The sequence below is a fragment of the Micromonospora sp. NPDC048063 genome, assembly GCF_043202855.1.
Lineage (GTDB): Bacteria > Actinomycetota > Actinomycetes > Mycobacteriales > Micromonosporaceae > Micromonospora.
On sequence record NZ_JBIDBG010000028.1, the window covers coordinates 1 to 11,648 of the forward strand.

The 11,648-nt window shown below is 76.9% G+C and carries 7 protein-coding genes and 4 tRNA genes; all 11 read left to right on the forward strand.

From position 1 onward, the window contains the following. Positions 1-1,090: 1,090 nt before the first annotated feature. The 11 genes from ACGFZ2_RS32865 (at position 1,091) to ACGFZ2_RS32915 (ending at position 11,573) form a co-directional block, all read left to right on the forward strand. Positions 1,091-2,584 carry a hypothetical protein gene (locus tag ACGFZ2_RS32865; protein ID WP_393460567.1) on the forward strand — a complete coding sequence of 498 codons (1,494 nt, stop codon included), beginning with the start codon at positions 1,091-1,093 and terminating at the stop codon, positions 2,582-2,584. A gap of 185 nt (positions 2,585-2,769) precedes the next feature. After that, positions 2,770-2,842, forward strand: a tRNA-Ala gene (locus ACGFZ2_RS32870). Between the two features lie 28 nt (positions 2,843-2,870). Then, positions 2,871-2,947: transfer RNA gene (locus ACGFZ2_RS32875), tRNA-Trp, on the forward strand. A 20-nt stretch (positions 2,948-2,967) separates the two neighbouring features. Then, a tRNA-Ser gene (locus tag ACGFZ2_RS32880) sits at positions 2,968-3,042 on the forward strand. Between the two features lie 24 nt (positions 3,043-3,066). Next, complete coding sequence (locus tag ACGFZ2_RS32885; protein WP_393270902.1) at positions 3,067-4,656, forward strand: ankyrin repeat domain-containing protein; 1,590 nt, start codon at positions 3,067-3,069, stop codon at positions 4,654-4,656. A gap of 96 nt (positions 4,657-4,752) precedes the next feature. Continuing rightward, positions 4,753-4,825, forward strand: a tRNA-OTHER gene (locus ACGFZ2_RS32890). Positions 4,826-4,851: 26 nt separating this feature from the next. Next, positions 4,852-6,228: an SDR family NAD(P)-dependent oxidoreductase gene (locus tag ACGFZ2_RS32895; protein WP_393460569.1), complete on the forward strand. Its 1,377-nt coding sequence runs from the start codon at positions 4,852-4,854 to the stop codon at positions 6,226-6,228. Then, positions 6,225-7,361: a gala protein gene (locus ACGFZ2_RS32900; protein WP_393460572.1), complete on the forward strand. Its 1,137-nt coding sequence runs from the start codon at positions 6,225-6,227 to the stop codon at positions 7,359-7,361. The genes ACGFZ2_RS32895 and ACGFZ2_RS32900 overlap by 4 nt, the downstream gene beginning before the upstream one ends. Beyond that, positions 7,358-9,217: an ankyrin repeat domain-containing protein gene (locus ACGFZ2_RS32905; protein WP_393460575.1), complete on the forward strand. Its 1,860-nt coding sequence runs from the start codon at positions 7,358-7,360 to the stop codon at positions 9,215-9,217. Before ACGFZ2_RS32900 ends, ACGFZ2_RS32905 begins: the two co-directional genes overlap by 4 nt. Then, positions 9,214-10,395, forward strand: coding sequence for an AAA family ATPase (locus tag ACGFZ2_RS32910; RefSeq protein ID WP_393270891.1), 1,182 nt, complete (start codon positions 9,214-9,216; stop codon positions 10,393-10,395). Before ACGFZ2_RS32905 ends, ACGFZ2_RS32910 begins: the two co-directional genes overlap by 4 nt. Then, positions 10,392-11,573 (forward strand): VWA-like domain-containing protein, encoded by a 1,182-nt coding sequence (locus ACGFZ2_RS32915; protein WP_393460578.1) that lies wholly within the window; start codon positions 10,392-10,394, stop codon positions 11,571-11,573. The genes ACGFZ2_RS32910 and ACGFZ2_RS32915 overlap by 4 nt, the downstream gene beginning before the upstream one ends. Positions 11,574-11,648 lie beyond the last annotated feature (75 nt).

The window sequence follows — 11,648 nt, forward strand, 5'->3', positions numbered from 1 at the left end:
CCGGGGCATTTCGTTCACATCCCCGCCGCTCTCGCGCCGGGCACTTTTACTACGTTACCCGGCGGTTTCCGCCGTGTCAAACCGCTCTGTCGCGATCCGCACCACTTCAACCCAATTTCCGGGCACCACGAACGAAGCCGGAATTCGCCGGACCGATCATGGATTCAGCAGGCCGGCCGCCACGGTCTCCCGCAAGCTCGCCCGGTGCCCTGCCGGTCGTCAACCATACCCGGTCGGTTTCGCCTCGCCAAATCCGCCTCGCGGCGAATCCGGGGCACCGCCCGGTCCAGGTTCCGATGAGTGCTAACCCATCCGAGCTGGGGGTTGTTCCCGCGCTCCGGCCTCCAGGACTTTCGCCCGTTTCGTCCGTTCCGCGCTGGCAGAGAGAAAGCTACGCGTCCCGCGGGAAGATCGTCAAATCGGCGGTCGGCGTCGCGCGTCACATCCGGGACCGCAGCCTTCCGACGCGCGATCGAGGCGGTCGGAAGGCCGTACGCCAGTCCAGGCCGGCCATGGGGAGATGCTGTGGGCGGGGGGCCGGACGTGATGGTGGTCTGCACCCCGCCGCACACCCGGCTGCCGATCGCCCTGGGCTGCCTCGCCACCGGCGGCCGACCTGCTGCCGGAGCAGCCGCCGGCACTGTCCACCGCCGAGCACCGTGAGGCCGCCGCCCCCCTGCGGCGACGGGCCGGGCGTGCCAGGTCGGCTTCCAGCCCTCGGCTCGGCGGCCTCGCGAGCCGACCGACAGTCGGGGCCGGGCCGCGCGGGTGTCGTCACCGGCATCGCGACGGTCGCGGCCTGGCAGCGCCCCGACGCCTACTACGCGCGGGCACCGTGAGCCGGCCCGCCTGACGTGCGTCCACACCAGACGCGTTGGCGTCACCTGCCTGTACGCCGCGTGGACATCACCCGGAAGTAGTCGACACCTACGAGGGCTCCGCGGCCGGCACGATCCGTCCCGCGGGGCGGCCGGGCGGGGGTCACCCCGTTCCACGGGCCTGTGCGGCGGCGGTAGCGTGGCGCCACATCACGGCCCGTGGCGCGGACTCCCCGCCGGTGTGGCGCTCGCGATCGTACGGAGGAGGGTGCATGTCCCACGGCGAGGAGCCGTTCGCGGCACGCGAGGACGCGACCTCGCGGCCGAGCTTTGACCTCGCACTGCGGGGCTACGACAAACGACAGGTCGACCGGTACGTCGAACAGGTCGACGGCGAGCGGTCGGCGCTGGCCGCCGAGCGGGAGCGGGCCTCGGGCCAGCTGCGGGAGCTGACCGCCGAACTGCACCGGCTGCACGCGGAAGTCGCCGAGCTGCGCGAGCGGCCGGCGCAGCCGGACCGGGCGTCATTCCGTGACCTGGGGCCGATGGTCGACCAGATCCTGGCCCTGGCGGAGAAGCAGGCCGGGGTGATCACCGACGCCGCCGGTCAGGAGGCTGCCGAGCTGCGGGCCGAAGCGGAGCGGGCGCTCACCGAGGCCCGGGAGCACGCCGCCACGACGCTGCGGGAGCTGGCGGAGGAGGCGCAGGCCCGGCGCGCCCAGGACGAGCAGGAACACGAGGAACGCCGCGCCAACGCCCAGGCCGAGCTGGCCCGGATCCGCGAGGCGGCGGAGCGCCTGCGGGCGGCCGGCGAGGCGGCCCACGACCACGCGCTCCAGGAGGCCAAGCGGATCGACGAGCAGAGCGCCCAGCAGCTCGAACAGTCCCGCGCCGAGGCCGAGGCGTTCCTGACCGCGGCCCGTACCCAGATCCAGCAGGAAGTGCAGGCGGCGCGCGCGAAGACCCAGCAGGAGCTGGGCCAGTGGCAGGCCAGCGTGGAGCGGGAGATCAACGAACGGCGGTCCGCCGCCGAGCAGGAGGTCACCGAGCAGCGCGCGGCGGCGGAGCGGGAGCTGGCCGGCCAGCGCACGGCGGCCGAGCAGGAGATCGCGACGCTGATCGCCGAGGCGCAGCAGTACGCGGCCACGTTCCGCCAGCGCGCCGACGAGCAGGCCGCGGCCCACCAGCAGCAGCTCGCCGCGGCGCAGCAGGGCCTCCGGGACCGGCGGGAGGCGCTGGCCCGGTTGCAGTCCGAGCTGGAGACGGCGCAGCAACAGCTCGCCCAGGCACGGCAGGACAGCGCCAGCGCCGAGCGGGAGTTCACCGACCTGCAGCAGCGCCTCGCCGAGACCCGGCAGGAGCTGGCCGACGAGCTGCACCGGCTCGACGAGGTGCGCCGGGCCGCGGATTCCGCCGAGCAGCACGCCAAGGAGGTCCGTGCCCGGGTGAAGCGGGAGGCGAAGCGGGTGGCGGACCTGGCCGCGGCGGCGGTCATGGCGGCGGCCACGGGTGGCGCGGAGACCGCCGAGTACCCGCAGGTCGGCGCCCGCGCCCGCGGTGACCGGCCGGCGGCATCCGCCGTCGAGGCCGTGGGCGGCGGGGCCGGCTACGCGGCGGGCGGCGTCGAGGCCGGGGCGGGCGGGGCCGGCGGCGCGGCGGGAAACCCGGCCGGCGACGCGGGGCGGGCAGCGGCCGGCGAGGAGGGGCGGTCCCCGGGCGGCACCGTGGCGCAGCCGCCGGCGGAGTCGGTGGTCGCCCCGGGCTGACGCGGCACGACGTGCTGGGCCCCTGGCCGGCGTCGAGCCCGGCGGGCCGGGGACGCTCCGGCACCCGCTGGTCAGGTCGCGGGCGAGCGTGTCCCCCGTGGGCGCACAGCGGCTGGGCGGCGCCACCGACCAGGACTCGTTGCCCAGCGAGGTCGCCCCCAACGGTGCCCTACACTCGCTCGCGGCGGGCGGTAGCGCAGAGGTCGTCGCGTCTCCTTGGCAGGGAGGAGGACGCCGGTTCGATTCCGGCCCGTCCGCCGCCCGGGCGTCGCCCCGCCCGATCCGTGCGGGCCGTAGCGCAGCGGTCGTCGCGCCCGGTCTCCAAAACCGGGAGGACGCCGGTTCGAATCCGGCCGGTCCGCACGCCCTACACTCCCCGGCGAGCGGGTCGTAGCGCAGCGGTCGTCGCGCCCGACTGCTAATCGGGAGGACGCCGGTTCGATCCCGGCCGGCCCGCTCCCGACGGGAACGGGGACGCCGACATGGAGCGCCGACGCGAGCGGGAGCGGCAGCTGCGGCTCCTGCGGTACGCCTCGCCGCCGGGCATGGTCGCCGCCGCCACCGCCCGCCGCCGCGCCGGAGACTGGCGGGGCGCGTGCCGGGCGGCGTTGGTCGACGCGCACATCGACCTGCCGGACGTGGCCTCCCGGTACGGCGGCGGCGAGGCCGCCCGGATCGAGGGCGAGCTGCGCGGCCTCGCCCCGGACCTGCTGCGCCGCTTCCTGCCCCGCACCGACTCGCTGGCCCTCCTGCCGCGGGCCGTCGTCGTGCTGACCCGGCTGCCCGGCCCGGTCCCGACGGGCACCGAGCCGTCCGACTCGGGCGTTCCGCTGCTGGTGGCGACGCTGCCGTTCACCGACCGCGCCCCGCAGCGGATCGGGCTGCGGGTCACCGACAGCCGGCGCCTGCCGCCCCGGTGGCACGACCTGCCGGGCTGGTGCTGGGACGCGGCGGCGGTCGGCGCGCGCCGTTGGGCGTACGGCGCCTCGGCCGCCCGGCTCGCCTGGCACTCGCCCGACGGCCACCCGTACCCGTCCGGCGGCACGGGTGGGCCGGCGCTCACCGGCGACCGGGCCGCGGAGGTGGAAGCCCTCGCCGCGCTGCTGTCGGCGGGACGGCCGGTGGCGGCGTACGAGGCGGCCGGGTTCACCGTCGACCCCGACGAGGCCCGGCAGCACGCCGCCTGGTTCGCGGCCCCGCTCGCCGCCCACGCGCCGGCGCTGCCCGTACTCGCCGACGAGGCCCGCCGCCTCGCCCACCGCTACGGGGCGACGACACAGGTCAGCGTGGACCGTCGGCTCGCCGTCGAGGTCGCCGCCGACGGCCGACCGACCGTCCGCAGGGCGAGCTGGCGCGATCCCGCCGTCGGGCCGTGCGCCTTCGGGATGCCGGGGCCGACGGACGTGGCGCTGCTGCGCCGGGGCGACCTGACGCCGGACGAGCTGCACCCGCTGGTGCACGAGGCGTTGTTCCCGGGTCGGACGCAGGCGTGGCGGGCCGCGGCACCGGCGCCACCCACGCCGATCCGGATCCGGTGCGGGCCCGACTGGCACGTCGTCCGCCCCGCCGACGGGCGCCTCGTCACCCCGCACCACAGCGACGAGGAACTGCGCCGGGAGTTCCTGCTCGCCGGGCTGGGCGGCCCGCTCCTGGGCTGTGCGGCGGCGGTGCGGGCCTGGCGTACCGGGGCGAGACCGGTGCCGAAGGAGATCCGCAGGCTCCGGCAGGACGTCTTCGCCCGCGCGTTGCACGGCGACACCGACGGTCTGCTCGCCCTGCTCGCCGACGGCCTCGACCCAGGGCTGCGCGACGGCACGGGCGGCACCCTGCTGCACTGGCTGTCCCACCTGGACCACGCGAGGATGCTGCCGGCGCTCGCCGCCGCCGGTCTCGACGTCGACGAACGCGACCGGGACGGCCGCACCCCGCTGCACGCCGCCGCGGTCGCACTGGACACCGAGGTGATGGCGGCTCTGCTCGCGGCCGGCGCCGACCCGGACGCCGGGGACGCGCAGGGCCGCACCCCCGCCGGGCTGCTCGCCGCCGCGCGGAAGCTGACGCGCCGAAACTGATGCGACGGTAGTCGACGCGCGGAAGCTGACGCGACGGAAGCCGACGCGACGGTAGCCGGCGGTTTGTCGGTGGCCTTCGGTATGCTCCCGCGCGGCGAGGCCGTAGCGCAGAGGTCGACGCGCCTTGACAGCAAGCTGGAGGACGCCGGTTCGAATCCGGCCGGTCTCGCCGCCACCCCTTCGCGAAGGAGCACCGTGTCCGTCGACCGCGCCGAGTTGGCGGCCTGCCTGGCCGTCCTGGCCCGGCTCGACGACGCCGACCTCGACGAGGCGACGCGGCAGGAGTTGGAGCGGGCGGTCACGGCCGCCCATCGGGGGGTGAAGAAGCGCGCCAAGGCCCGCCGGGACGCCGCGACCCGGGCGGCGGACCGGGCGCTGCTGGCCGGCGCCACCCGCTTCCACACCGAGATCCCCGACGTCGCGCCGCCCGTCTCCGACCGGCCCGCCGACCCGGGTCGGGGCGGCGCCGGCCACGACGCGGCAGAACGCGGGTCGTTGCGTCGGGAGCGGCACTGCTATGTGTGCAAGCTGCCCTACCGCCGGGTCGACGTCGACTACCACCAGATGTGCCCGCCGTGCGCGGCGGAGAACCGCGAGCGGCGGCACGCCCGCTGCGACCTGACCGGCCGCACCGCCGTGGTGACCGGCGGCCGGGTGAAGATCGGCTTCCACACCGCGCTCAAGCTGCTCCGCGACGGCGCCGACGTGATCGTGACGACCCGGTTCCCCCGGGACGCCGCCCGCCGTTTCGCCGCCGTGCCGGACGCGGACGACTGGGCCGACCGGCTCTACGTGCACGGGCTGGACCTGCTCGACCTGGCCGGCACGCTCGACTTCGTCACGCTGGTCGGCCGGCGCTTCGCCGGGCTGGACATCCTGGTCAACAACGCGGCGCAGACGCTGTACCGGCCGGAGGCGTACCACCGGGAGGTCCGGGCGGCCGAGTCGACGGCGCTGGAGGGGCCGGCGGCGCGGATCGCGATCGGCGCCGCGCCCGCCGCCACCACGGCGCGGCGGCTGCCCGCCGGGCTGGACGCGTTCTTCCCGGCCGGGCAGGTCGACGAGACGGGCCAGCCGCTCGACCTGCGCGAGGTCAACTCGTGGGTGCTCAGCGACGCCGACGTGAGCCCGCACGAGTGGTTGCAGGTGCACGTGGTCAACGCCTTCGCGCCCTTCCTGCTCACCTCCCGGCTGCGCCCGCTGATGCAGGCGGCCGCCCACTCGCAGCGGCACGTCGTGCAGGTCTCGGCGATGGAGGGCAGCTACAGCCGCTCCGGCAAGACCACCCGGCACCCGCACACCAACATGGCCAAGGCGTCGCTGAACATGCTGGTCCGCACGGTCGCCCCCGACTACCTGACCAGCGGCATCCACATGAACAGTGTGGACACCGGCTGGGTCACCGACGAGCGGCCGCACCCCGGCAAGACCGCCCAGCGTGACCTCGGGTTCCGGCCGCCGCTCGACGTGGTCGACGGCGCCGCCCGGGTCTACGACCCGATCGTCCGGGGCGTCCGCGGCGCGCCGGTGAGCGGCCAGTTCCTCAAGGACTACCGGAGCGTGCCCTGGTGACCGATCCCACGCCGGTGCGGTGCCCGGCCATCGCCGACCCCGACGCCCGGCTCGCCGACCCGGCCGACTTCGACCCGCTGCTGGTCCGCCTCTCCGTGCCGGACGCGGTGGTCGCGCCCGAGGAGTTCCCGCGCGGCACGGTGCAGCCCGACGGCCGGCTCGACCTGTGCAAGCAGGGCGTCGGCCCGGCGCAGACCGCCCGGATCGTGGCCGCCGCGGTCGACTCGCCGCTGGTGCGGCACCTGCTGCTGGGCACCAACGGCCTCGGCGCGGAGGGCGCCCGGGCGGTCGCCGAGGCGCTGCGCCCGGGGCACCACCTCGAGACGCTCTACCTGGGCTGCAACCGGATCGACCCGGCCGGGGTCGACGCGCTCGCCGCCCGGCTGGCCGGCGACCACACGGTGCGGGCGCTGTGGCTCAAGCGCAACCCGGTCGGCGACGAGGGCGTCCGGCGGCTCGCCGCCGCGCTCGCGGTGAACTCCACCATCCGCACGCTGGACCTGGTCAACGTCGGGATGAGCGTACGCGGGCTGGCCGCCCTGGCCGAGGCGCTGGCCGACCGGGAGCGGCCGGTGCAGCGGCTCTTCCTCGGCGGCAACGGCTTCGGCCCGGACGCGGTGCCGGTGCTCGGCGCGCTGGTCCACGCCGCCGGGGTCCGGGAGCTCTACCTGGCGGCGAACCACCTCGGGAACGCCGGCGCCGCCGCCCTCGCCGAGCTGGCCGACGGGGTGGAGGTGACGCTCGGTCTGGGCGGCAACGGGATCACCCCGGCCGGGGTGACCGCGCTGGCCCGGCACCTGGGCGCCTGGCGGGCGCTGGACCTGGCCCGGCCGCCTTCGGAGCGGGCTCTCGGGGCGCGCGGCAACGTGGTCGGCGACGAGGGTGCGGCGGCGCTCGCCGACGCGCTGCCCGCCGCCCGGCTGCGCCGGCTGGACCTGCGGCGTACGGAGGTCGGGGGGCGGGGCGCGAAGCGGCTCGTCGAGGCCGTCGAGGGCCACCCGACGCTGGAGTACCTGGGCATCAACGGGGGCGTGCCGCGCCGGCAGCGTCGCCGGGCCTCGGCCCTGCTCGCCGAGCGGCCGGTCACCGCGCCGCACGAGGACATCCGGGCGATCGCGAGCGTCTACCGGTGAGCCCGCCCGTCGTCGACGAGATCCGCACCTGGCAGCGCGTCCGGCGGTACGCCGTGCCGGCCGCGATGGTCGAGGCGTGCGCCGCGGCCCGGGAGGCAGGTGACTGGCGGGCCGCCTGCGCGGCCGGACGCGTGGACGTGGCGTTCGACCTGGCCGAGGTGGCCCGGGAGCACGGCCGGGCCCGTGCCGACCGGATCGAGGCGGACCTCGGCGTGCTCGCCCCGGACCTGCTGCGCTGGCACCTGCCGCGCGTGCTCGGCGGCCGCACCAGCGTCGCCACCCACCAACGGTTCGTGCTGTCCGCCGGGGACGGGCGGTTCGACGACCGCGACGTCGCGCTGACGGTGGACACGCCGAAGACGGTCGACGGGTCGCAGCGGCTGCGGCTGACCGTCCGCCCCACACTGTGCGAGGGCTACCCCCGGCAGGACCTGCCGCCGGTGTACTGGAGCGCCGCGCACGTCGACGGACTCGCCGGCGCGTACGGCGGCTCGCCGGGCCGGCTGCCCGGCCTGGCGGCCGACGGCACGGTCCGGCCGTTCGGGTCGTACGCGACGGTGGTCGACCCGGGCGCCCCACCGAGCCGGGCCGAGGTCTTCGACCGGCTGGTCGCCGGCGGCGAGCTGGTCGAAGCGTGGGCGGCGGCCGGTGTCGACCTCGACCCGGAGGCCCCGGAGACCTACTACCTCAACCGCGAGGTCGCGAGCGCCGCCCGCGGCTGCCTGGTCCCGCTCGGGCTGGACGCCGAGCTGGCCCGGCTGGAGGACCGCTACGGCGTCGACCGGGTCATGATCTGGTCCGGGGGGCGGCCGGTGGCCGAGGTGCACCGGCGGGGCGACGGCACGCCGGCCGCCGCGTTCGTCGGGTACGAGCGGGAGCACTTCACCCGTCCCCGCTTCGCCGGCGTGGTCCACGAGCGACCCGCCGACCTGGACCTGCTGCGGCACGGCCTGCTCCGCCCCGCCGAGCTGCACCCCCTCGTGCGCCGGGCCCTGTTCCCGTCGGCACCGTCCACGCCGGATGGCGCCCCGTCACCGGTAGACAGCCCACCGGCGCCGGCGGTACTCCTGCGCGCGGCGCAGGGCGGGACGGCGCGGCCGGGGACGGCCACCTCGGAGACCGCGCAGGGCGAGACGGCGCACGCCGAACAGCCGCAGACAACGGTGGACCGGCTCGGCGCGGGCGTGGACATCACGGCGCGGGCCGGAACGGCGCGGCCGGGGGTGGCCGGTCTGCGGGTGGAGGTGCCGGTGCGGTGCGGGGGCGGGTGGCACCTCCTCGTCCACGGCGACGGCCGGCTCGACCCGGTGTCGCACACCGCCGAGGAGGTCGCCGGGGAGGAGCTGCTGCGCGCCCTCGGCGGGCAGTCGGCGGGCTGCTTCGCCGCCGTGCAGGCGTGGCGCGGCGGGACCGGCCGGCTGCCCCGGCCCCTGCGCGAGCTGCGGCGCGACGTGCTGCTGCGGATCCAGCACGGCGGCGCGGCGACGTTGGCCGCGCTGCTGGACGCGGGGCTCGACCCGAGGATGGGCGACGGCCGGGGCGGCACTCTGCTGCACCACCTGCGCGCGGTGGAGGACGTCTCGCTGGTCCGGCGGCTGCTCGACGCCGGCGTGCCGATCGGGGCCGGGGACCGTCGGGGCCGTACGGCGCTGCACGTTGCCGTCGGCGACGGCGGCAGCCCGGAGCTGGTCCGCGCGCTGCTGGCCGCCGGCGCCGACCCGCACGCCCCCGACGAGGACGACTACAGCCCCCGCGACCTGGCGGAGGGGAAGGCGAGCATGTACGACGACGACGGCGAGGACGTGCAGCCGGTGTTCCGGATCCGGGACGTGCTGGCGGAATGGGTCGACGGATGACGGCGGCCGTGCCGGCGCTGGCCGCCGCCGACGATCTCGTCGCCGCCACCCGCGCGTGGCGGACGGAGCCGGCCGCCGACCCGAAGGTCGAGGCGCTGGCCCTGGCGGTGTCGGCGAACCTGCCGGTGCTGCTGTGGGGCGAGCCGGGCATCGGCAAGTCCGCCACCCTCCAGCAGCTCGCCGACGGGTTGGGCCTGCCGCTGGAGACGGTCATCGCCAGCGTGCACGAGCCGTCGGACTTCGCCGGGTTGCCGATCGTCGGGGACTCCCCGGCCACCGACGGGGTGCCGATGGCTCCGCCGGACTGGGCGGTCCGGCTGGCGCGTACCGGATCGGGGTTGCTCTTCTTCGACGAGCTCTCCTCCGCGCCGCCGGCGGTGCAGGCGGCGCTGTTGCGGGTGGTGCTGGAGCGTCGGGTCGGCAGCCTCGCGCTGCCGGCGTCGGTGCGGATCGTGGCGGCCGCGAACCCGCCGACCAGCGCGGCGGACGGCTGGCACCTCGCCCCGCCGCTGGCGAACCGGTTCGTGCACCTGCACTGGACGCACGACGCGCGCACGGTCGCGCGGGGGCTGGCCGGCACGTGGCCGGCGGTGACCGTGCCGGAGGTCCGGCCCGGGCGCACCGCTACGGCGCTGGCCAGGGCGCGCGGCGCGATCGCGGGTTTCCTCACCGCCCGGCCGGGGCTGACCCACCACCTGCCCGCCGACGCCGAGGCCCGCGGCGGCGCGTGGCCGTCGCCGCGCACCTGGGAGATGGTGCTGCGGCTGCTCACCGTCCATCACGCGGCGGGGACCGGGGCGGAGGCGCTGGCGCTGGCGGTGATCGGCGCCGTGGGCGACGGCGCGGGGTTGGAGTTCGTCACCTACCTGGAGAACCTGGACCTGCCCGACCCGGAGCGGGTGCTCGCCGACCCGGCGGCGTTCCGGCTGCCGGAGCGGGGCGACCGGCAGTTGGCGTTCCTCACCGCTGTGATCTCCGCGGTGCAGGCGAAGGTCGACCGGTCCCGCTGGGAGGCCGGCTGGGTGGTGCTGGGCAAGGCGGTCGAGGCGGGCGTGCCGGACGTCGCGGCGCGCGCCGCGATGGACCTGGCGGCGCTGCGCGACACCTCGTGGCCGGTGCCGCCGGCCATCCACGCCTTCGCGGACGTGCTGCGGTTGTCGGGACGCCTGGCCGGATGAGTGCCGGCGGCGGCCGGCTGGACCGCACGAAGCTGCTCGCCGCCCGGTTCCGGGCGGCGCAGGACCGTCCCTACCTGGCCACCGCGCTCTACAGCGTCACGGTGGTGGAGTCGCCGGACGTGCCGACCATGGGCGTCGACCGGCACTGGCGCTGCTACGTCTCGCCGGGGTTCGTCGACCGGCTGCCCGTGGCCCAGCTCGCGGCGGTGTGGATCCACGAGGTGGCCCACCTGCTCCGCGACCACCACGGCCGGGCCGACCGGCTCCCCGTCGGGCAGCGGCGCGACCACCACCGGATCAACGTCGCGCAGGACTGCGAGATCAACGACGACCTGGTGGCCGACCGGCTGCCGCTGCCGCCGGACCGGATCGAGCCGAAGACCTTCGGGCTGCCGGCGGGCCTGCTGTTCGAGGCGTACCTGCCGATGCTGCCGCCGCAGGTGTGCGAGGCCGGGGCGCACGACTGCGGATCCGGGGCGCACGGCGTCGACCGGCCGTGGGAGCGCGACGGCGTGGGCGGCGTCAGCGCGGTGGAGGCGGGGGCGATCCGCCGGGAGACGGCCCACGCGGTCCGCGCGCACGTCCGCTCCCGGGGCACCGTCCCGGCCGGGTGGGAACGCTGGGCCGCCCAGGTGCTCGAACCCCGGGTGGACTGGCGGCGGGCGCTCACCGGCGCGGTACGCGAGGCGGCCGCCTGGGCCGGCGGCGCGGTCGACTACACCTACCACCGGCCCTCCCGGCGCGCCGCGGCGACCCGCGGGGTGGTGCTGCCCAGCCTGCGCCGACCGGTGCCCCGGGTGGCGGTCGTGGTGGACACGTCGGGGTCGATGGGCGAGCCGCAGCTCGCCGCGGCGCTCGCCGAGGTCGCCGGGGTGCTCCGGGCGGTCGGCGTCGGCGGTAACCGGGTCACCGTGCTCTCCTGCGACGCGGCCGTGCACGTCGTACGGCGGGTGCACACCGTGGGCGAGGTGCGGCTGGCCGGGGGCGGCGGCACCGACATGCGGGTCGGGATCGAGGCCGCGCTGCGCGACCGACCGCACATCGTGGTGGTGCTGACCGACGGGTTGACGCCGTGGCCGGCGGCGCCGCTCGAGGCCACCCGGGTCGTCGCGGGGCTGGTCGGGGCGGGCGCGCCGCTGCCGCCGTCCTGGATCACCAGCGTCACGATCGACGACTGACCCGGCCCGGTCCCGCGCGCCGGCACGGCCGCAAGCCGATCTGGTCCAACCAGTTGACGGGTTGATGTGCGCTGC